The sequence below is a fragment of the Aquimarina sp. 433 genome (genome assembly GCF_054054605.1).
In genome coordinates this window covers 182,722-206,604 of the sequence record NZ_JBSWZK010000006.1, presented here as the reverse complement: position 1 = coordinate 206,604, position 23,883 = coordinate 182,722, and the positions used below count along the sequence as shown (strand labels likewise).

The following is a 23,883-nucleotide window of genomic DNA, read 5'->3' as shown; positions in this document are numbered from 1 at the left end:
TCGGTTGATTATAAATATCTGAATTATTATATCAATTGAAAAGAGAATCATCAATTAAAAAAAATGTAATCGTTTGTATTATGTTTTATGCGTCATTTTTCTTTTCTGTTTGTTTTTGGAGGGCTAATACTGATAGTTTTAGACTTTTTCTAATCTGATTAATCCACAAACGGGAACTTTTATTTGCGACACTCCAATTGATATCATTAACTTACTTTTGCTAATTTTTTTACCAGTACAATCATAAATTTTGCAATTATAGGCGCCATAATCTCGCTCACTACTTAAAACTATTTTAGTTTCAAACTGGCCATTTATAATATCAACTTTATTAGTGTTTTCAGAAAAATCAATAGTATAATTGTCAAATACTCCAATAATGGTATGTGTTTCAGTAGCTGATTTTAGTATTGGATAATTAGCCAAAGGTCTTTGAGGAGTAAATCTGCCATTTAAGAAAATCTCCTTATGATTTCTCCAGTAGTGTGTGTAAAAGTGTATCATGGAAAGTTCTTCAGGAGACGCATCTTTAAGTAAAATAGATAGTTGCGGAACTCCAAATAAGGTATTTACTAGTTGCAAAGCCTTTATCTCCAAAGGTTCTTCCTTATGATAGGTAAACATATCACTATGTACCGCAGTATCTCCACATAACATTTTGATATCTGTAATTCGTACTCTATTCATCACAGAGTCTCCTGGACAATCGAAAGCTCTAAACATGTTTCCATATTTACGCATTGCGGGGCCAGTATATTTCTGTCGAAATTCGATGACAACTTCAGGATTTATAGCATGAAGAGAACTAATAATATCGGTCATAAGTCTATCTACAGCAATATTTACCGATGAATAATCACGTCCATTTTCTTTAGTGAGTTTTGTACTTGGATACACCTTAAATTCATCTATAAAGTCAAGTTTGAAACCATCAATTTTCCAAGCTACTAAAGCATTTACATATAAGCTAATGAGGTATGCTCTTACTTCTGGATATCTGGGATCAAAAACAGGAGCCCAACGATGTTCTTCGGTTAAAAACTTACCTTTAAACTTTTGATAAGCTTTTGATTTTTTACCACAAAATGGAACAGAGTACCATAATGCTGATTTCATACCTGTTTTATGAATGTCTTGTATGAACTTTTCCATTTCAGGAATTCGTTCTGGAAGCCAATCACCCGTATAGTCATACCCTCGATTTTCATCTTTTGTTTGCCATCCATCATCTAAGATTATCAATTCATATCCTAATGTACTTGCTATTTTACATTCCTCGATAAGATCTATAGTGTCTAATTTTTGATGATATTGATACCAGGTGGAATAAACGGGTACTTTGGCTAATTCTGGAACATTTGCTGGGATGAGATTTTGAAAACCTTCCCACCATTTTCCTACACTTTTTAGCGATGCTGAAAAATGTTGTTGACTTTGATCAATTCTTAGCTGTGCATTATAATCGGTAATTTTATGATGCCTCTCTGTAAAGAATGAGATATGACAATACATGCAATTATCCTCTTCTCGATATAATGCATTTAGTTTTTTTGTGTTTATGGCATCCGAGCATGCAAAAGTCATAACATTGCTATCATCATGCCCAAATAATGAAATGACTGGTGAGTCTACGGAAATTCTCGATTCCATATGATCTAATTCCCAGTCGTCCATAATTCTTTTGGCAAAATCAGTAGTAGGTTTCCATACTCCTTTTACATTTACTGCAGGAATTTTCCATCTAAGGGTTACTTCTTGAGGTTGAAATTCGGATGCTGAAGAGAAATTAATATTGTAAATGGTAACGTTATTTTGTTCTTCAAGTAAATGAATACTGACCTTAAAATCCTTAGATTTTTGTTGTATTTCTATAGTATGAGTAGTAATTACTTCTTTCATGTTTCCTCTATTCGTTGATATCCAAGTGTGGTTGTTTAATTGCCAGAGAGTTTCTCTTTTGATTGTTTAAGCGGTGTACTACAACACTATCATTGTTCTGGGTAGCTATAATTAGTTTCTCCTCATTTTTATTTTGGACAGAAATAATATGATTAGACTGTTTGGATACCACAAATCCACTTTCAGTATTGTGTATAGGAACGAATCCTTTGTTAGTGCCTTTTAGGTATATGCCAATGATAGCATCGTGTCTTCCGTAATTAGCCTCTGCCGAGTAGTTGTTTCCCACAATGAGAACATCTTTGTAGCCATCTTTATCAAAATCATCTACCAGAAAATCGTTTATAGGAGATTGCTGGCAGACATTCGGTAAGTAAGAAACTCTAAAAGTATTATTCCCTATGTTTTCCGCATAAATAGATTGAAATATGTTGGCATGGAACGTTTCTTCTTCTAGGTTTTCTATGCTTAATAATTCTTGAAAGCTTGTTTTTGCAAAATCATTGTAAGTAGGATATTTTTTTTTCAGGCTAACAATCTGTTTCATAATATCATCTCTGGTATGAACAGGTTTAAGAGAAATACCATCAGGAGTTTCAAAGTATTGGGCTAATAGCGGATCAATGCTTCCGTTTTGATCAAAATCTTTTTTGTAGACATACAATGGCTGATCAAAAGTAGGTTGTATGAAGCTATTCATTCCTTGATTTCCAGCAAGTATGTCCAAATCACCGTCGTTATCAAAATCTTCTAGAGCAATAGCATTCCACCATCCTGATAACTCTATAACTTCTCCATCTTTATTTTCCCATTGTACAGGGATTTCTTCTACTTTCTCGTCTTGGATATGATACATCATAATAGGCATCCATTGTCCCACTACAATTAATTCCTTGTTTTTATTATTATTTATATCTGCCCATATCGCATCAGTAACAATTCCAGTATTTGAAAATGCTGTACTGTGGACTTTTGTTAAAGTACCATTCTTGTTTGTTACTAAAAAACTAGGGGTAGAGAGCGGATATTTTCCCGGTTGCACACCTCCACCAATAAAAATATGTTGTAATCCATTTGTTACATTATTAGAGGCAATGCAGCTAGTGTTGGTTTGTATTTCTGAAAGCACGTTATATTGTTTTTCTGAAAATGAACCATTTCCATTATTTAGGTATATTCGATCCTTAAGGAGTTTTGTGCTATTTCCAGCATCACTACCACCACTACCTACATATAAATCATTATCTCCATCTTGATCTATATCTATAAATATCGAGGCTGTATCTTCATAATCCGTTTCAAATTGTTGAATAGGTTGGTATATTCCATTTTGATTTTCCTTAAAGAGAACACCTGATTTTCCTTTGCTTCCGCCAATAAAAATCTCATCACCTTTTTGAGTATCTATATTTGCTGAGCTCAAACAAGGGCCGAATGAATTAAATTGATGACTTAGTAATGATTGCTGTAGATAATCATTTAAGTAATTTTCTTCATGTAAATAAGGAAAGATAGTAAGATCCTTTTCGAAGTTTAAAAATTCTTCTTTAATAGGACGCTTATATGAGCTTTTTTTATAGTCGATAGATAAGGTTTGATTAGTGCCTATATCTTTGATCGTTTGTGAACTTTGATCTGGCCAAATTACCTGTATCGAATCTATTTTTTCTGAAGAAATCCCAAAATGTAGGATAGGTTCTACAGATGATAAATATCCTTTAACTACCGATTGATACTGTGTCTGTTTCTGTTCTTTTTCCCATAATATAATTTTGGATCCAATGCCATGCTTGTTGTTAGAAGTTCCTTTAAGTTGTATTCTAAGGAACTTTTTATTCTTTTCTGAAGTGTGGTTTTCTAGTATAGACGCGGTACTATTAATATTGTTAACGATTAGATCCAAGTCTCCATCTAAATCTAAATCCGCATAAGCAGAACCATTAGAATAGGTTTTTATACTTTTTGTCCATTGTGAAGATACATCTGTAAATTTTGTACTCCCATTATTTTGATAAAATACGTTCGAAAGGTGAATCCCAGGTAATTGATCTACTAGAGTTTTAAATTTTTCCTTGCGTGCGTTTGGTGTCCCAAAAATATTATTGTTTTCAGAGTAGTTGATAAAGTCTAAATCCGTGATATCTTTCACATAACCGTTAGTGATGTAGATATCTTTATCTCCATCATTATTATAATCTGCTATTAGCGGAGCCCAGCTCCAATCGGTACTTGCTATTCCAGAGGCAAAACCAATTTCGGAAGTTGGTAATATTTTATTCGAAACGGTTCCATTATGAAGTTGTAATGTGTTATGGACATATTGCGGTGTATATCCATTCCTTTGGGAAAGGAGATATTTATCATAATTGTTAGCTGCCAACATTTTTTTCTGCCTTTCATAATCATTTGGAAGCATGTCTAATACCAATATATCGGGTAAAGCATCATTATTAATATCTCCTACATCTACACCCATGGCATTATACGTTTGCTTAGATAGTACTTGTTGATTTATTTCATGAAATCCAAGGTGTATTCCTTGCTTATTAACACCTTTATTTAAGTAGAGTAGATCATTAGTTATAAAATCATTACTTACATATATGTCTGGCCAATGATCATTGTTAAGATCATTGATAGCCACACCAAGGCCGAATCCTTTATGAGTAATTCCTAGACTGTCAGAGATATTGTGGAAATAGATTTGATTGGTATTTGGATCTGTTGTGTTCTCTAAAAGATAATCAGACAAATGATCGGGTAGATATTTTTTGGGTATAGGTGTGTTTCTATCCCTTTTCGTATTACCATTATGTACTATGTAAGCATCTAAATCTCCATCATAATCATAATCAAAGAAAATAGTTTGTTGACTATAGTTGCCATCATCTAAGCCAAAAATTTTAGCTTGTTCTTCAAAACTTGGAATTCCTTTTTGATTTATGCCTTTGTTAATGTAAAGAAGGTTGTTACAATTATTATTACAATCAGAGCCTCCAACGTTCAAATAAATATCATCCCATCCATCAGAGTTGATATCTACAATACTAACACCAGTTATCCAAGAAGAGGTAGAGAAATTAGATACTTCGGAAATATCTTGGAATTTCATATTTCCAAGATTAAGATAAATTTTACTAGATACTTGATTTCCTGTAAAAACGATATCAGGTAATCCATCATTATTAAAGTCTCCAATACCTACACCACCACCATTATAGCAATACTGAAAATCTATGGCGTTGATCTTATCATCTTCGATAATAGTATTTTGAAACTGGATGCTTGTTTTTGATGCAGGTAGTTGTGTAAATAAATAATCCTGATTGGTTTTATTTTTACAACTAAAAAACAAAACGATAATGCAGATATGTAAGAGGATGTTTTTCAAGGAATGTTTCTGAATTTTTAAAAACCAAGCAAACTTGTGGTTAAGGTTTGCTTGGTTAACTAAAACAATTAAATATTACAATCAAACTGTGGTTTACGTATTACGGTTAGTATCCATCGTTTTGGTTTAAATTTGGATTAGCTTGTATTTCGGATAGTGGGATCCATAAAAGCTCATCCTGTCCTGTTGTAAATACTGCAGCTGGTCCAGCTAATGATTTTGGATGACGTCCTCCAGCAACTGTAGAACCTGGTCCTAAAATATCATCGGCTAATTCCCAACGAACTAAATCAAAAAATCGATGTCCTTCTCCAGTTAATTCCATGATACGTTCATCAATAATGGCTTGTTCTACTTCTTCTTTAGATAGGGTATTAGGTAATAAAGAGATTTGTGCACGTTCTCTAACTTGATTAATAAAGGGAATAGCATCTGGTGTAGCTCCATTTTCGTTTAGCGCTTCAGCGAGCATTAATAACACATCAGCATAGCGTATAATTCTCCAGTTGGTTCCCAACGTATGTCCAAAACCAGGAATTTCTGCACTAGACAAGCCTTCATCTAAACCAGCATATTTTCTGGAGAATAATGCAGGAACTCCAAGATTTTGTGCTACTTCTATACTTGGAGCAAAGTCTTCTGTAAAAGGGGCTCCACCATATCCAGTGGCTCCAGGATAGTCAAAGGCAATCGTTCTATTTCGTCTGATCACATCTCCGTTGTCTTCGAAAACTTGAAGTATGTGTGGGTTGATTACATGTCCTTGATCTAAACTTACGTGTGGAGGAGAATAGTCAATATGCCAATTAGACTGAGATCCAGTAAGTGGCGCGTCTGCTCCCCATACAAAATTGTCTTGCGCCACATACTGAAGCTCATATACTGATTCTGAATTGTTTTCTAACGTTGGGTTTGATGAAAAGTTATCCCCATAATTATCAGATGGAAGTAGAGAGTATCCTAAAGTGGTTACTTCTGTGAAATCTGCAATAGCATTTGTCCAATTTTCTAAATATAAATATGTTTTACCACGCAAAGCCAGTGCTGATCCTCTAGTAGGTCGTCCTATGTCGTTTTCTCCCCAGGACTGAGGTAGCCTATTAATAGCTTCGGTTAGGTCTGCAATGATTGCATCATTGAACATAGCAGGTGTTGCATTCGATGGGAAGAATTCTTCAGGGTTTTGAGGATCTGGTGTTTTCATGACCAGTGGTGCGGTTCCAAATAGGTTTAGTAAGTACCAATTGCAAAATGCGCGTTGAAAATGTGCTTGTCCTAATATTTCATTTTGTACATCACCCGACAACACGTTATTACTGGCATCTTCTTCAATAATTTTATTCGCTCTTGCAATAGATTGATATAACTGTGGATATAAATCCACTGCCCATCTCGAAATACCGGGTTGTCCTTCTAAAGTAGACATAGTGGTATTTTGTTGAAACGGAATCACATTATAAGCATCTGATCTAAGCATAGCACCTGTATGAATTACACGGCCCCAGAATAAAACAGCAGTAATAGGGTGGTACATTCCGTTAACAGCTAACCTAAAATCATTTTCCGTTTGGAAAAACTCTGGTTCTGCTACGTTGTTTGGATTCGAAATATTAAGATCTTCTTCATCACAACTATAATAGAATGCGACAAAAAGTAGCAACATTATAAGAGGTAGTATTTTTTTAATCGTTTTCATTAGTATATTTTTTTATTTTTTTAAAAAGACATTTGTAAACCAAAAGTAAAAGTACGTGGTCTAGGCTGTGCTCTTACGTCTAATCCTCTGTCAAAAACAGAGTCAGCACTCGTTAAAGGTGTAAAACCAAAGAATCCTCTATTGGTTCCTAATCCACTATTGTTGGATCCAATTTCGGGGTCATAACCTGAGTAATCGGTAATAGTAAATAAGTTTTGAACATTTACGAATGCTCTGGCATTAGAAACCCATTTCTTTCCAACAAGACCGGTTAAATTATACCCTATTTCTAAGGTTTTAAGACGGAAAAAAGAACCATCCTCAACAAAGAAATCTGAAGGAAGCTGATTCCCTGCAGTATCCTGTGTGGTTACTCTAGGGAGATTGGTATTAGGATTTTCTGGAGTATAAGCATCCCTTACAATTCCTAGTTTATTGTCATCTAGGAAGAAGTATCCAAAGAATTTGGTAACATTATAAATTTCATTTCCCTGAACACCATTAAAGAAAGCGCCAAGATCCCAATTTTTATAATTTACAGAAAGATTAATACCATATGCAAAGTCTGGAGTTGGATCTCCTAAATATGTTTGATCTTCATCGTTTATAATTCCATCGTTGTTAATATCAACTCTTCTAAAATCTCCAGGTTGTAATAAAGCTCTACGATCTGGATCGTTTGCTAAAAAAGGATCATTGTCGATTTCTGCTTGGTTATTATAGATTCCATCTGTTCTGAACCCAAAGAAAAACCCAAGTGGTTGTCCAACTTCAAAACGGTTTGCTCTTAATCCTTCTTCATTATAGGATGGTCCAACAATAGGATTTGGAGAATCAGTTAGTTCATTGTCAATAGCAGAAATATTAAAGCCTACATTAAAAGTTAAATCACCACCAGTATCGTAATTATACGCAGCTTCAAATTCGAAACCTTTATTATTAATAGAAGATGCGTTCTGGAATACAGGATTCACGGATCCGTTGGAATCGGGAATTGCAACTGCTTGTATAACATCTTCATTATCTCTATTAAAGTAATCTAAACTTAATTTTAAAGCATTGTTTAATAATGAGGTATCAATACCGAAATTAATGGTTGTTGAAGTTTCAAAACTTAGTGTAGGATCTACCAAGCTCGTAATAGCAAATCCAGGAATTTGTCCTGCTGCGCCGCCAACTGTAATTGGGGAATTGGGCTCTACTACAGATTGATTAGAAAAAGGATCAACATTTTGAGATCCTAATTCTCCATATCCAGCTCTTACTTTTAGGTAATTAAAAAGCCCTTCTTGATTAAAGAAATTTTCATCACTTACGACCCATCCTGCGGAGAAGGAAGGGAAGGTCCCAGTATTAAAACCATCTGCAAATAACGAAGTTTCATCGCGTCTTACGATAGCCGTAAGTAAATACTTTTGTTTGTAATTGTAGTTAACACGTCCAAAAACGGAGAACAATTTATTATCAAAACGTCCACCACCTGAATTTATAATATTATCAGTAAACTGTGCGATATTGGTTATGTTGTTACTTGGTAGTCCTTCCGCATAAATTGCCAGTGTGTTTGTTGTAATATCTTGGCGAGCACCTCCAGCAAGAAGGTCAAAGTTATGATCACCAATACTTTTTTTGTAATTCAGTGTTGGTTCTACGTTAGTGGCATAGCGTTCTCCTCGCACTTCGGTAAGGTCATTGAGGGGATTTGCATTAACTTCACTATCTATATTACTCTGAAAAAATGTAGGTTGGAAAGTGTTTCGATAAAAACTTGTATACTCAGTTCCGAAATTAAGTTTTGCAGTAAGTCCTTCTATGATTTCATAGGAAATATTTATGTTGCCTAAGAAATTGCGTTCGATATTTTGATCGTCAACTAATTGTGCATTAGCAAATTTGTTAGTTCCTCCAATTCCAAATACGGGATCACTAATCGCTTCAAAACCTCCATCGTTTTCTGAGGCAAAAGGACGAATTATAGGAACTGTTCCTCCTTGATTTCCGAAGGCATTATTTCGCGTAAATCGGTTTTCAGAAAAACCAAATGATTCTTGGATTTTTAGTTGACCTAATTTGAATTCACTATTTAAGCGAGCGTTCTTTCGATTAAACTCCTCACTTATAAGAAGTCCTTCTTCATCATAATAATTGGCACTAAAAAAGTACTTAGAATTCTCACCACCTCCAGAGATATTGAAACCAAAATCTTGAATGGTTCCCATATTGATGGTTAGATCTTGAAAATCTGTATTGATGCCTGGATCAGGAATATCACCTGGTTGGCCGTCATTAATTCTTCGTTGATTTAGAAAAGCAATATACTCTGGACCATTAAGTAGATCCAATCTTTTGGATTGTGTGTTAACACCACTTCTTACATCTATATTTACTGTAGGACTGGCATTTTGTTTCCCTCTATTGGTAGTTACGATAATAACTCCATTAGCAGCTCTGGATCCATAGATTGCTGCAGAAGTTGCATCTTTTAATACTTGAAGATTGACAATATCTTTAGAATTTAGATAGTTGATATTGTCTGTAATAGTACCATCAACAACATACAAGGGAAAAGAATTGGTTAAAGAACTAACACCTCTAACAAATACATTGGCTGGACTACCAGGAGCACCACCGGCAGTTTCGACCTGTACTCCTGCAAGTTTTCCTTGCAAAGCTGCAGTTGGGTTGGCAGTTACTACTTGGTTGATGTCTTCAGATTTAATCTGAGATATTGCTCCCGTAACATCTCTTTTGGATTGTGACCCGTATCCTACAATAACCACTTCGTCCAATGCTGCAGCATCTTCTTGTAATAAAGCATCTATTGTCGTTTGACCATTTACAGGAATTTCCTGAGCGATAAAACCAACATAGCTGAAGATAAGTATAGCATCAGGAGCTACATTGTCTAAAGTGTATTTTCCGTCAAAATCTGAAGTTGTTCCATTGGTGGTTCCTTTTACCAAGATATTTGCTCCCGGCAAAGGACCGTTAGGTTCTGTTACTGTTCCAGAAACAGTTTGTTGCGCATACATTAAGGTAGTACTTAATCCAAGCAGCAACATCATTATACGATTACATATTTTTTGCCTCATATGATTTGTGTGTTTGTTAATGATTTTCTGTCTTTTCGACAAAATTTGAGTAAAGAATACACTATGCTATGATACTCTATGCTACTTTACAAAAGTAGAATATTTATTTTTATATCAAAATTTTATTGCGCTATATTTTGAATTATTCGTAATTAAACATGTAAAAAATTAGATATATGAAATAGTTTAAGTTGATGTTTAATAAGACATGCTAAATTTAAAAGAGAGGTGTATTCCCTTTGTAGTATGGTTCGAAAAGGAAGGTAAAACTAAAATAGATTATGGATCTATAAAGAGTTTCTTTGTCTTAAATAGGTTGGTGTAATTTCTTTGATAGGATTGCCTTCTTTTACAAAATGAGCAGCTTTTTTGGCCATTAGCGTAAAATCGGTGGAGATCGTAGTGATACCTCCAAAGGCAATTTCTTTCACAATATTATCATCATGAGCAAGAATACCAATATCTGCTCCAATTCGATACTCCATTTTTCGAGCATCTTTTAAAACCTTCCACAGTTGAGTATCACTGATAGAAAAGTAGGCAGTACTTTTCTTAAGTGTATTCGGTTCATAACTATCCAATACAATTCCATTGATTTGATAATTATCAACATATCTATTAAAAGCTGCTAAAATCTCTGGAGGGAAGTCAGAATTTTTTTTAAAGAATAACACAAATCTGTCATACTTTTTTATCTGTGGAGTAAGTTCTTCTAATTTTTGATAGGTAATATCTTCAAATTCCTGCGAAACATAAGAATAGTCTTTAGGCATTTTTAGGTAACGATCCACAATTAATAATCGATCTGATGGAATCTGCTTTAGCATGGCAGGAACTTCTTTTTCTTGTATCGGGGCGATTACATACATTCCGTATTTACGAGATATATTGTCTAAGATTGTTTTAAATAAACTAAGATTATTATGATGAAAGAAGACATCAATATGGTATTTTTTACCAAGTTCTTTTCTAAAGGTATTGTAAAAATCTTCTTGAAAACTATGAAATGCAAATAAAATCAATGCTACTTTTAGGGTAACATTCGTTTCTTCACTAATAATATAATAACCTTTTAGATTTTTGGATTCTACAAGCCCTCTTTCCTTTAGCTCAGTATATGCTTTTACAAAAGTTTTTCGTGCATATCCGACTTCTGCAACCATTTCATTAATAGAAGGAAGTTTATCTCCTACTTTCAATACCCTAGCATCAATTGCATCTATAATACCGTTCACAATTTGCTCGTGTTTTGATAAGCTATTGATATCTTGTAGATCGTATATTTTTTGAAGTAATGGAGACATAATTATAGTAAGCTTCTGATACGTATAAAATTAAACTTAATTCATAGATTCCAAAAATTTTACTTGTTGGATTAGTTTTTGTTATAGGTATCTAAGCTTCATTACTTCTCACTTACAAGAAGAATTGATTATTGAAGTTTATGTATCTAGAAAGTAAAAACTACTATTATAAAATTTTAGCAACCTCTTGATTTACAAACTCAAGAAATCTTTCGTCTTTTTCTGTAAACGGATCTGGAGTTTCCGAATCGATATCTATTTGACCAATATTTTCACCATCCTTAAACAGGGGAATTACGATTTCGGATTTTACTGTAAAGCTACAAGCAATATAATTATCCTGAGCTTGAACATCGGGAACAACAAAATTCTCATTCGATACTGCTACTTGTCCACAGATTCCTTTTCCAAAAGGTATTATTTCATGATCTGTTGGCTCACCAACATAGGTACGAAGCTTTAATTCCTCCTTATCACCATTTCTAAAATAGAAACCAACCCAATCATAATAATCAATATGATCATTCAGTAATTTACATACTTCATGAAGGCGATCGGTTACATTTTTTTCTGAATTATCAAGTATATTAACAACTTCTGGCTTTAATTTTTCAAATGGCATTCCTTACAATTTTTCCGGCTAAAATATCTAAAATATTTAAGATTGACAGATTTTTAGAATGGTATTGTTTTGTTAAAAGTTTCTAAGGGAAATGTAAAAAAACAGCAATTCTTTAAATATTATGTATTTTTGTTTTATCAATGAAAAATATTTTTCAGAAAATATCATCTCTTTTATTAGCATCTTTAGTGCTTATTTCTACGTTTTCTTTTACTGTAGAGAAACACTATTGCGGTCGTTTCTTAGTGGATGTAGCAGTATATTCAAAAGCCAAAGATTGTGGTATGGATATGATGAACCATGACGATTCATCAGATGATCATGTGAAAAAAAAATCCTGTTGTAAAGACGAAATAATAGTTTTAGAAGGTCAGGATGAACTCAAAGTATCATTTGATCAATTAGAATTTTCTGATCAATTATTTATAACTTCTTTCTTTTATTCTTTTGCAGATCTTTTCCTTTTGCAAAAGGAAAAAGCATTTATTCCAAAAGAGTATTCTCCTCCCGAAAGGTATAAGGACATACAAATCTTATTCGAGACTTTTTTAATTTGATTTAGACTGTTATTGTTTGTTGGACAAAACTAGGTTTTGTTTGATACGAATCTTTGGTTGTTTTATAGCAAGCAAATAAAACTGATAATAGACTAAATTATATATGTATGCTTAACAAATGGATTAAGTTTTTTATAGAAAATAAATTTATAGCGTTACTACTTCTGTTTATTTTTATAGGCTTTGGGTTGGTATATTCTCCTTTTTCTTCTGATTTAGACGTCTTGCCAACCGATCCCATATCTGTAGACGCAATTCCCGATATAGGGGAGAATCAACAAATCGTTTTTACAGAATGGAAAGGAAGATCCCCACAAGATATAGAGGATCAAATAACATACCCTTTAACGAGTGCTTTATTAGGAGTTCCTGGTGTTAAAACCATTCGTAGCTCTTCTATGTTTGGAGTGTCTTATGTATATATCATTTTTGAAGAGGATGTAGAGTTTTATTGGAGTCGTAGTCGAATTTTGGAAAAACTAAACTCTCTACCTAATGGCTTATTACCTTTTGGAGTTCAACCTTCTTTGGGGCCTGATGCTACAGGTTTAGGGCAGATATTTTGGTATACGTTAGAAGGAAGAGACGTAGATGGTAACGTAACAGGTGGTTGGGATCTGCAGGAATTAAGAAGTATTCAGGACTATTATGTTAAATATGCTTTATCCTCGTCTTCTGGCGTTGCAGAAGTAGCTTCTATAGGTGGATATGTACAAGAATACCAAATTGATGTAAATCCTGAATTACTAAAACAATATTCCATAGAATTACAAGAGGTGGTAAACGCGGTTAAAGAAAGCAATCGTGATATAGGAGCACAAACTTTGGAAATTAATCAAGCAGAATATTTTGTCCGAGGCTTAGGATATATTAAGTCAATAACGGATTTAGAAAATGCGGTAGTGCGTTCTAAAGATTATGTGTCTATCCGTATAAAAGACATTGCAAAGATTTCACTTGGACCAGCTTCAAGACGCGGTATCTTAGATAAGGAAGGAGCAGAGGTTGTTGGAGGTGTAGTAGTAGCAAGATATGGTGCTAATCCAATGGAAGTAATAAGTAATGTAAAGAACAAAATACAAGAACTAAGTTCTGGATTACCGTCAAAAACACTAAAAGATGGAAGAACTTCTCAGGTAACCATTGTGCCTTTTTATGATAGATCTGAATTGATAAAAGAGACGTTATGGACATTAAAAGATGCTTTAACGCTGGAGGTACTAATTACCATACTCGTAGTGTTAATGATGCTACTGAACTTACGTGCCTCTATCTTGATTTCGACCTTATTACCTGTGGCAGTTTTAATGGTTTTTATCATGATGAAAATTTGTAAGGTAGATGCTAATATTGTAGCCCTATCAGGTATAGCAATTGCTATTGGTACTATGGTTGACGTTGGAGTCATACTTTCAGAAAATATTATTAGACATATTAAGGGGAATAAGGGCGAATTACCTGTGAATACAGTTGTTTATAATGCCACTACAGAGGTGTCAAGCGCAATTTTAACCGCTGTATTAACAACGATTATAAGCTTTGTGCCTGTTTTTATGTTGATAGGGGCCGAAGGAAAACTTTTTAGACCATTGGCTTTCACCAAAACCATGGCACTAATTGCAGCTATTGTAATTGCATTGTTCTTAATACCTCCTTTTGCAGCGTTTTTGTTTAAAAAACGTTCCATAACAAAAGGAATAAATTATCTAATTCAATTTGGTCTTATTATTCTGGGTTTGGTAAGTGTTTTTAATAATTTGTATTTGGGTATAGTGCTTATTGTCTTTGGCCTCGTTCAAATACTTTACAGCACAGAAAAGATTTCAAAAAAAACCACAAATAACATCTATATCCTTATTTCTGGGATTACGGTTGCTTTTCTGTTAGCTATACATTGGAGACCTCTTGGAATTGATAAAAGTGTTTTTTGGAATTTGATTTTTGTTGTGCTCCTATGTGCAGGGTTATTGGGAAGTTTCTTTCTGTTTCAGAAGTATTACGTTCGGATGTTGAACTGGGCACTTCGTAATAAGCTATTGTTTATGTCGCTGCCGATAACGATTGTAATTTGTGGGGTTATTATTTTTCAATCTTTAGGTAAAGAGTTTATGCCTTCGCTTAATGAAGGAACGTTCCTTTTAATGCCTACTTCATTGCCGCATGCTGGAGCCGATGAAAATAAAAGAGTGCTGCAACAACTTGATATGGCAGTAGCAAACATTCCGGAGATAGCAACAGTAGTTGGTAAGGCAGGAAGAGTGAACTCTGCACTTGATCCAGCTCCCTTATCGATGTATGAGAATGTTATCATTTATAAATCCGAGTTTGCTACCAATGCAGAAGGAAAACCGCAAAGGTTTAAAATAAATAATGACGGACTTTTCGAATTAAAAAATGGAAGTTTTGTTGCTAGTCCTAATGCAACAAAAGAACAACTAATTCCTGATAAGGATGGAGCATTTTATAGAAATTGGAGAGCCCATATAAAATCCCCAGATGATATTTGGGAAGAGATTACCAAAGTGACCAAATTACCAGGAGTTACTTCTGCTCCAAAATTACAACCTATAGAAACCAGGTTAGTGATGCTTCAAACAGGAATGCGATCACCGATGGGAATAAAAATACAAGGGCAAGATCAAAAATTAATAGAGAGTTTTGGATTGCAATTAGAAACTGTTTTAAAAGAAGTTAAAGGAATTAAAACGGAGACAGTTTTTGCTGATAGAGTAGTTGGTAAACCTTATCTTTTGATAGAGCTCGATAGAAATCGTATAGCCAAGTATGGAATATCTGTAGAAAAGGTTCAAAAAGAGCTGGAAGTTGCTTTAGGAGGTAAAAAAATCTCACAAACGGTAGAAGGTAGAGAACGATATGATATCAGAGTTAGATACCCTAGAGAACTAAGAGCTAATCCAGAGGATATAAAGAATATATACATTCCAATTCAGCAAGGCACTTCCGTTCCTTTAAGTGAACTAGTGACAATTAGATATGAAAAAGGCCCTGAGGCTATAAAAAGTGAAGATACTTTTTTAGTTAGTTATGTGTTGTTTGATAAAGCAGATGAGTATGCAGAAGTAGATGTCATACAAAATGCAAAAAAAGTGTTGCAAGAGAAGATAAATAGTGGTGAATTAATAAAACCAAAAGGAATCAATTATAAGTTTACTGGAACTTATGAAAATCAACTACGTTCGGAAAAATCACTTTCTATTATTGTTCCTTTAACCTTACTTAGTATTTTCTTGATCTTGTATTTTCAGTTTAGGTCTATAACAACTTCTCTGATGGTGTTTATGGGGGTTATCGTATCTTTTGCAGGAGGTTTTTTAATGATTTGGTTATATGGTCAAGGTTGGTTTTTGGATATTGATATATTTGGTGATAATCTAAGATCTTTGTTTCAAATACAGAAGATAAACCTAAGTGTAGCTGTATGGGTTGGTTTTATTGCATTGTTTGGAATTGCTACCGATGACGGAGTTATTATGGCAACATATCTAACACAGACTTTTAAGAAAAATCATCCTACAACTATCAAAGCAATTCATGAGTCTGTCATACAAGCTGGTGAAAAGCGAATACGACCATGTTTAATGACAACAGCAACTACCATTTTGGCGTTGCTTCCAATACTAACATCAACGGGAAGAGGAAGTGATATTATGATCCCAATGGCAATACCAAGTTTTGGTGGAATGTTTATCGCTTTGATTACCTTGTTTGTAGTGCCAATTTTATTTAGTTGGCAACAAGAATTTGTATTAAAAAAAGAAAATAGGTTAAATGAAAAAGACGCATAAAAAGAATAAAATGAATTTAGGAAAGATAACTTTTTTTCAAAATATGATTCCTTGGATAACTCTCAAAACACTTATAAGTTGTGGTTTGTTGTTTTTATTCTTTCAAGAGGTAAAATCGCAAACGCTTCAGGATTATTTAAAAGAAGCAAAAGAAAATAATCCCGAGTTAAAAGCCTTTCGGAATGCCTTAAAAGTTAGTAAAGAAAGAGTTAATGAGGTAGGAGGACTACCAAATACAACTATCGGAACAGGGTATTTTGTGAGTGAACCAGAAACTAGAACAGGTGCACAAAAAGCAAAGTTTAGTGCACAACAGCGTATACCTTGGTTTGGTACTATCAAAGCCAGAAAAGAAACAGCATCTCTAGAGAGTGAGGTTTCTAAGAATGAACTAGAAATTGCGATTAGAAAAATTACCTTACAAGTAGAGCAAGCGTATTACAATTTATATGAGCTAAAAGCAAGACAAAATGTATTGACTAAACAAGAAGAATTGTTAGACACCTATATAGAGATTGCGCTTAAGGAAGTTGAAAATAATAGAGCTTCAACCATAGATGTATTAAAACTAAATATTGCGAAAAATAATCTTCAAAACGAAAAGGAAATTTTAAAGGGTGAAATTCTTACTTCGGAAACCGTGATGAATCAACTTTTGCATAGAGATGGCTTTGATCCTCTAATTGTGCCTGACAATCTGTTTATTCCAGATGAAGAACCAACCATGATGCTAGATGATATTACATTTCATCCAGAATTGATGACCTACGATTTTTTGAATGATTTGTTAGATAAAAAAGAAGATGTGAATACTAAAGAAGCCTTGCCATCAATTGGAGTAGGTTTGGATTATGTCATAGTTGAAGAAAGACCAAATATTGATTTTTCGGATAATGGAAAAGATATAGTAATGCCTTCTTTATCACTCTCGATACCTCTTTTTTCTAAAAAATATTCTTCTAGATCTAAACAATACGAACTCCAAAAAGAAGAGGTATATCAAAAAAGAGAAGCTTCGCAAAATAGTTTAGAAAATATGATGGAAAAAGCAATAAACAACAGAATTACAGCTCGAATTAATTATGATACTCAGCAAAAAAATATCGAACAAGCAAAGCAAGCCGAGCAAATTATTGTATCAGGTTATGAAACTACCCAGTTAGATTTTGAAGAAATACTGGATGTACAGCAGATGCTATTGAATTTCGAAAACGAGAAAGTGAAAGCAATAGCTCAATATTTTAAACAAACAGCAATTTTAAATTATTTAAGATAATATAAACCCTTAATATAAAATATAGTCATGAACAGAATAACGTATAAAGTATTAGCGCTCGTAATAATAGGACTTATGATTTCCTGTGCAAAAGATAAAAAAGAATCAACAAAAAACATAGAAGATACTCCTATAAAGGAAGAAGTAAGTGTAAAAGAGGATAAAGATCTGGATCTTACATCATCAAAAAGCGAAGTGGTTTTTAGCGATGAAAAAATTACCAAATTGTATAATCAATATCTTTTGTTAAAAAAACAATTAGTGAACTCAAAATCAAAATTAGTACAAAAAGAAGCTAAGAAATTAGGGGAGTTGATAGATGATTCGGATGAAAATAAACAATTAAAGGCAACTGCAAAGCTTATTTCTCTCACGAAAGAGATTAAAAAGCAGAGAGATTTTTTTGTTACGCTAACAGAAGAAACTGAAAAAATAATAGGTGGAGCGACTATAACCTCTGGAAAAGTGTATAAGCAGTTTTGCCCGATGGCTTTCGGAGGAAATGGAGGATATTGGTTGTCTAATTCTGATGAAGTTCGTAATCCTTATTACGGGAATGAGATGCTTATTTGTGGTAAAGTAGATACAACCATACAGTAAAAACTATAAAATGCTTTTTTGCGGAGTTAGGAGGATAAATTTTTAAATGATTACCAAAATTTAAAAGTGTGAAAGTAAAGTATCATATAGAAGGGATGACCTGTAATGGATGTCGAACTCAAGTAGAACAAATACTGAATTCGTTAGCTGAGGTAAAAGAAGCCCACGTACATCTTGAAACGAGAGAAGCATCTTTAGTTTTGCATAAGCCTTTGGATATTGATAAGGTATTAAAAGAGATGCCTAAAAAGTACACCATAACTGAAAAGAAAGAAGATAAGTCAAATGCTAATCATATTGTTGCAACGGAAAAGACAAAAACCAGGCAGTTATTTCCTCTTTTTTTAATTCTGGGGTATATAACAATGGCATCAATATTATTGAATTATAAACAATGGGATGCTGATAATTTTATGATGGATTTCATGGGATTATTCTATATTGTATTTAGCTTTTTTAAGCTATTGGATTTATCAGGGTTTGCTAAATCTTTTGCGATGTATGATCCGCTCGCAAATAAGCTTTCCTCTTATGCTTGGGTATATCCCTTTATCGAAATTGGTTTAGGGCTGATGTTCCTGATGCGATTTAATATTCAGATAGCTTTATTAGTTACGATAGTAGTTTTAGGTATTACCACATTTGGAGTAACAAAAGTTTTATTGGATAAAAAGAGTATTCAATGTGCATGTTTAGGAACGGCATTAAAGCTACCCATGACGAAAGCTACATTTATAGAAAACGCTATCATGCTTGTTATGGCATTTTTAATGCTTTTTAATAGGTAATGTATGGTTAAAAGAAAAACAGCAATATGGATTAGAAAAGCACATCGCTACTTAGGATTGTTTCTTGGAATCCAATTTTTGATGTGGACAATAAGTGGATTGTATTTCAGTTGGACGGATATTGATGAAATACATGGAGATCATTTTAAAAAAGAGCAGGAAAAGATAGTCCATAGCAATTTAAAAGGATTGGATATTATTACTTCTAGAATGGAAGTTTCTGCATTAGAATTGAGAACGATTGCTAATAAACCATATTATTGGATTAATGATAGCATTCTGGTAGATGCATCATCTGGATCCATAAAGCCAGAAATTTCTGAGGAAGAAGCCTTAAAAGTTGCAGAAATGCAAATGCGTGACGATTTACAAGTAATCTCGGTCGATTATATAACTGAAGTCGATAAGCATCATGAATATAGAGGTAGGTCTTTACCAGCCTATGTGATTAATTATAATCATCCCGAAAATGTAAAAGCGTATGTAGCGGCTTTAGATGGATCATTTCAGCGAGTACGACATCAATCTTGGAGATGGTTTGATTTTTTATGGATGACACATACTATGGATTACGAAGGGAGAGATGATTTTAATACATCAGTATTACGAATCTTTTCTCTATTAGGACTTATCACAGTAATAAGTGGCTTTGTATTGTGGTATGTCTCATCTAGTACGATTAGAAGAATGATAAAAAAATAATTATGGAGAAGAAAAGTGCCATTTATTTGATAGTAGTATTATTTGTTGGAGTTGGAATAGGGTATCTACTTTTTGGAAGCTCCTCCCACTCGAACTCGGATCATGCTCATGATGAAAATACTGAAGTGGCTGATCAAATTTGGACGTGTTCCATGCACCCTCAGATTAAGCAATCAGAAGCTGGTGATTGTCCAATATGTGGAATGGATTTAATTCCTACTACAAATATGACAGCTGATTTGGATATAAATCAATTTAGAATGACAGAAAATGCTATGGCATTAACTAATATTCAAACATCTATTGTAGGAGATGGAAGTGAGAACTCCCAAGAGATAAGACTATCTGGTAAGATTGAAGAAAATGAAGAAGAGACAACAGTGCAGGTTACTCATTTTACAGGTAGGATTGAAAAACTTTTGGTAAATGCAATCGGAGAAAAAATAGCTAAAGGACAAAGAATTGCTCTAATTTATTCTCCAGAACTAGTGGCTGCACAACAAGAATTATTAACTGCTGCAAAGCTTAAAGAACAGCAACCTGAATTGTATAAAGCAGTAAGAAATAAATTAAAACTTAGAAAGCTATCGGAGAACCAAATTAATCAAATAGAATCTTCGGGTAATATTATGGAAATGTTCCCCTTGCATGCGCAAGTTTCAGGGATAGTTTCTGAAAAAATGGTCGAGGAAGGTAATCATATAGAAAGAGGACAAGTATTGTATAAGCTTTCAAATTTGAATACGGTATGGGCGAATTTTGATGTATACGAAAATCAGATTTCTTTAATAAAAAATGGACAAGAGGTCAATGTGATTACCAATGCATATCCAGATACTAAGATAAAAGCAAAAATTTCCTTTATAGATCCAATTCTTAATAAAGTTTCCAGAACGGTTAGTGCTAGAGCTGTATTAACTAATAAAGATGCTATGTTTAAGCCAGGAATGTTTATTGAGGGAGTTATTGCTGTCTCTAATAACAATGATGAAAAGGATAACATAATAGTCCCTAAAAGTGCGGTGCTTTGGACTGGGAAACGCTCATTAGTATATGTGAAAAAGGAGGCTATAACACCAGTTTTTGAAATGAGAGAAGTAGTATTAGGGAACTCGAATAGTGATTCCTACCAGATCTTGTCTGGATTACAGAAAGGAGAGGAAATAGTTACTAATGGAACCTTTACTGTAGATGCTGCGGCACAATTACAAGGAAAAAAATCAATGATGAAATTAGGAATCAATCAAAGTGATTCTACAAAAGATATAGATTTTGAAAAAGTCTCAATATCCGTTGATTTTAGAAAATTGTTCAATCAAGCATTGTTGTCTTATTTTAGTCTCAAAGATGCGCTGGTGGCTAGTGATGCGAATCTTTCTGCCACTTTTTCGGAGAAAATGTTATCCCAATTAAAGAATCTAAATATTTCAGAATTGCAAGATGATGAGTTAGAGTATCTACAAAACCTTAAAAAGCATTTACAAGGTATTTCTGATAAAGAAGATCTAATACATCAAAGAGCTCATTTTAAAGATCTGAATGAAAATTTAAATCGTCTAATCCACAAAATCGGGAATACTACTGAAACAATCTACATACAAAAATGTCCTATGGCTAATGATAATAAAGGAGCCATTTGGTTAAGTAAAGAAAAAGAAGTTAGAAACCCTTATTTTGGTGATGCAATGCTTGCTTGCGGTAGTGTAATCAACACTTTAGAGCACTTGTAGCTTACTTAGAATTATTATGTTTAAAGCTTTGATTTGTAAAATAATACAATTTTATTTTAATGGTTAAGCAAAACGACGTATCTTTAATTTAGGGAAATATTGGATTACGTTTTTTAAGAGATTACAGTTATTACTAATTGTGCATTATGTTTTTACAGAAAAGGCATTAAATGCGCAACGATTTTTTATGTGATACTCAAGCAAATAAATGTGATCAGAAAAGATTGGGAATATGATTAAAAAACTACTTTTTATTACATTTTTATCCTTACTATTTTCATGTAAGGAAACGCCTGTACAGACAGTGACTAGTGCGAGTACACTAGCATTGTTAGAAAAATCTAAAGCTATTCAGTTACGAGCAGAGAGAGTCGAACAGCATATGAAAGTTTGGCAAGATTCATTGGATCGATTCGGAAGTTCAGAGAAGTCTAAAGTACAGTTTAAAGACGATGAATTTGTAAATATAGAAGAGCTTTCTAACTTTTTTGTATTGGATATGAAATATGCTACAGAGGATAACTTTCTTAAAAAGGCGGTGTATTCTTGTGCTAAATGTTTTGTAAGAGGAGTTGTAGCAAAAGCATTGATTAATGCCAATAAGGACTTTATGGAAAAAGGATATAGAATCAAGCTTTTTGATTGCTACCGTCCTCATAGCGTACAAAAGAAGATGTGGAAAATATTTCCTAATCCAGGTTATGTGGCAGACCCCAAAGGAGGATCAATTCATAATAAAGGAGCTGCGGTAGATATTACGTTAACAGATTTACAAGGAAATCAATTAGATATGGGTACTGATTTTGATCATTTTGGGAAAGAAGCACATCATTCTTATAGAGCGTTGTCGGATGAAGTCCTTGCTAATCGTAAGTTGCTAAAAGAAACTATGGAAAAGCATGGTTTTTCTACCATACGAACCGAATGGTGGCACTATAATTTTAAAAACAAAAAGTTTAAGATTGCTGATTTTAAATGGAAGTGTGGTTGATAAACTTATGTAACTGCATGACTTAAGAAAGTTATCGGTTATAGGGAGTTTCGTTGATCCAATGAAATCCTCTATTGATTAGTAAAAATTCATCTCTTTCTTTCTTTGTAGTAATTATTTTAAGATTATCACATTTATAAGTTCCTTCAAAAATGTATAAACTATCTTCTATTTTATAAGAAAAACTTCTTATATCAGTACTGTCTGTGTAAGAAATAAGATTGAATGTTTGTGATGTTGAATCTGTTTCTTCTTTAAGGCGAATAAACTTCTCATTCATTAATTGAATATTACTAAATCGTTTATCGACTATTAAGCGTTTCCATCGAATAGTATCAGTAGTTAGTGGGGGTATAGTGTCATTATTGTTAATAAACTCTTTTACTTCAAATATGCCAAAAAGAGCTGATTTGGGAGCTTTTTTACCCCATAGTTTTTCACCTTCAAAAGATTCCTCGATATTAGTATAAAACAGATATCCAATAACTAAAATTTTAATTGATAACATAACAATTTTCCACTTCTTTTTTTGAAAATATTTTGGTATTTTTTTTGGTTCAACAGTTTTATTAAGAAAGAAGAAATTAAGTACGTTTTTAATATCTGGAGCTATTAAAAATAATCCCATAACTGTAAGCAGACCACTATACAATTTTACAGGGATATCATAACTCATGTTCATCATAAATATATTAAACATCACACCAACTACCATAAAGGCGCCTAGAAGTGTCGTTTTTCTGAAGATTAGGAATACTCCGGCAAGAATTTCTGCATAACCTGAAAATCTAGTATAAGTATCACTATATTCCATAAAGTTCCACATCAACCCCATCGGGGATTGATTCCCAAAAGGTTTTATAAGATCTACATTTCTTAATTCTGAAAATTGAAGAGTAAAAGCTTTAGAAAAACCATAAGAGAACATAATTGTAATTAAGTAGTATCTAACAATAGTTGTAGTATATAGTAAAAGCTTATTGTAGTTTGATCTTTTTAAATCAATAAAACTCCATATAATTGTTGCAATTACAGAAATGCATAAATATATAAATAGATAAACGTAATCAGCTGTCGTATCTCCACTTCCAGTTGGATCTAAAGATATTTCATAGGTGATGTTTAGAATATTTCTTCCAGTCCAAAGACAAAGTTGTTCAAGTCCATCGTAATAAAAGTAGAAGATGTTTGGGAGTCCAGGAATTAAATTAATGTAATAAAATGGAAATGGAAAAATATTCAGAAAGAGATAAACAAAAAAGAATCTGAAAATAATTTTTGTAGGCAACTTCCAGTGGCCTGAAGTGTTTAAGGTTTGTTTGACAGCCATTTTATTGATAATTTACTGTTTGTTTATTATATGTGCCTTAAAAAAGAAATATGTTACCCTAATTTGACGTTTTTCTTTGTAATTGAAGGTTAGATTACA

At 33.3% G+C, this 23,883-nt stretch carries 15 protein-coding genes; 8 read left to right on the top strand and 7 right to left on the bottom strand.

The genetic code is table 11. From position 1 onward, the window contains the following. Positions 1 to 138 precede the first annotated feature (138 nt). The 6 genes from ACWNT5_RS14120 to ACWNT5_RS14095 all read right to left on the bottom strand — a co-directional run bounded on the left by ACWNT5_RS14120 (position 139) and on the right by ACWNT5_RS14095 (position 12,004). A complete protein-coding gene (locus ACWNT5_RS14120) occupies positions 139 to 1,899 on the bottom strand; it encodes a glycoside hydrolase family 36 protein (RefSeq protein WP_456517689.1) in 1,761 nt (586 codons plus the stop codon). 7 nt (positions 1,900 to 1,906) lie between these two features. Then, positions 1,907 to 5,290: a VCBS repeat-containing protein gene (locus tag ACWNT5_RS14115; protein ID WP_456517688.1), complete on the bottom strand. Its 3,384-nt coding sequence runs from the start codon at positions 5,288 to 5,290 to the stop codon at positions 1,907 to 1,909. Between the two features lie 106 nt (positions 5,291 to 5,396). Next, positions 5,397 to 6,986 (bottom strand): RagB/SusD family nutrient uptake outer membrane protein, encoded by a 1,590-nt coding sequence (locus ACWNT5_RS14110; protein ID WP_299605755.1) that lies wholly within the window; start codon positions 6,984 to 6,986, stop codon positions 5,397 to 5,399. Positions 6,987 to 7,006: 20 nt separating this feature from the next. Beyond that, positions 7,007 to 10,078: a SusC/RagA family TonB-linked outer membrane protein gene (locus tag ACWNT5_RS14105; protein ID WP_456517687.1), complete on the bottom strand. Its 3,072-nt coding sequence runs from the start codon at positions 10,076 to 10,078 to the stop codon at positions 7,007 to 7,009. 287 nt (positions 10,079 to 10,365) lie between these two features. Then, positions 10,366 to 11,382 carry a GntR family transcriptional regulator gene (locus ACWNT5_RS14100; RefSeq protein ID WP_456517686.1) on the bottom strand — a complete coding sequence of 339 codons (1,017 nt, stop codon included), beginning with the start codon at positions 11,380 to 11,382 and terminating at the stop codon, positions 10,366 to 10,368. Between the two features lie 166 nt (positions 11,383 to 11,548). Further along, a complete protein-coding gene (locus tag ACWNT5_RS14095; RefSeq protein WP_299605761.1) occupies positions 11,549 to 12,004 on the bottom strand; it encodes a GAF domain-containing protein in 456 nt (151 codons plus the stop codon). A 140-nt stretch (positions 12,005 to 12,144) separates the two neighbouring features. On the opposite strand from ACWNT5_RS14095, the gene ACWNT5_RS14090 reads away from it, so the two are divergent. The 8 genes from ACWNT5_RS14090 to ACWNT5_RS14055 all read left to right on the top strand — a co-directional run bounded on the left by ACWNT5_RS14090 (position 12,145) and on the right by ACWNT5_RS14055 (position 22,454). Beyond that, positions 12,145 to 12,561 carry an HYC_CC_PP family protein gene (locus tag ACWNT5_RS14090; RefSeq protein ID WP_456517685.1) on the top strand — a complete coding sequence of 139 codons (417 nt, stop codon included), beginning with the start codon at positions 12,145 to 12,147 and terminating at the stop codon, positions 12,559 to 12,561. Between the two features lie 107 nt (positions 12,562 to 12,668). Continuing rightward, positions 12,669 to 16,367 (top strand): efflux RND transporter permease subunit, encoded by a 3,699-nt coding sequence (locus ACWNT5_RS14085; RefSeq protein ID WP_456517684.1) that lies wholly within the window; start codon positions 12,669 to 12,671, stop codon positions 16,365 to 16,367. Continuing rightward, complete coding sequence (locus ACWNT5_RS14080; RefSeq protein WP_456517683.1) at positions 16,351 to 17,643, top strand: TolC family protein; 1,293 nt, start codon at positions 16,351 to 16,353, stop codon at positions 17,641 to 17,643. The genes ACWNT5_RS14085 and ACWNT5_RS14080 overlap by 17 nt, the downstream gene beginning before the upstream one ends. A gap of 27 nt (positions 17,644 to 17,670) precedes the next feature. Then, positions 17,671 to 18,243: a DUF3347 domain-containing protein gene (locus tag ACWNT5_RS14075; protein WP_299605769.1), complete on the top strand. Its 573-nt coding sequence runs from the start codon at positions 17,671 to 17,673 to the stop codon at positions 18,241 to 18,243. Positions 18,244 to 18,311: 68 nt separating this feature from the next. Then, the gene (locus ACWNT5_RS14070) at positions 18,312 to 19,031 is read left to right on the top strand and encodes a heavy-metal-associated domain-containing protein (RefSeq protein ID WP_456517682.1); all 720 of its coding nucleotides are present in this window, start codon (positions 18,312 to 18,314) and stop codon (positions 19,029 to 19,031) included. Between the two features lie 3 nt (positions 19,032 to 19,034). Next, complete coding sequence (locus ACWNT5_RS14065; RefSeq protein WP_456517681.1) at positions 19,035 to 19,733, top strand: PepSY domain-containing protein; 699 nt, start codon at positions 19,035 to 19,037, stop codon at positions 19,731 to 19,733. 2 nt (positions 19,734 to 19,735) lie between these two features. Next, positions 19,736 to 21,463, top strand: coding sequence for an efflux RND transporter periplasmic adaptor subunit (locus ACWNT5_RS14060; RefSeq protein ID WP_456517680.1), 1,728 nt, complete (start codon positions 19,736 to 19,738; stop codon positions 21,461 to 21,463). A gap of 232 nt (positions 21,464 to 21,695) precedes the next feature. After that, entirely contained in the window at positions 21,696 to 22,454 is a 759-nt protein-coding gene (locus tag ACWNT5_RS14055; protein ID WP_456517679.1) for a M15 family metallopeptidase, read from the top strand. A gap of 31 nt (positions 22,455 to 22,485) precedes the next feature. Here the strand turns inward: ACWNT5_RS14055 and ACWNT5_RS14050 are convergent, their stop codons facing one another. Then, positions 22,486 to 23,784 (bottom strand): hypothetical protein, encoded by a 1,299-nt coding sequence (locus ACWNT5_RS14050; protein WP_456517678.1) that lies wholly within the window; start codon positions 23,782 to 23,784, stop codon positions 22,486 to 22,488. Between the last annotated feature and the right edge of the window lie 99 nt (positions 23,785 to 23,883).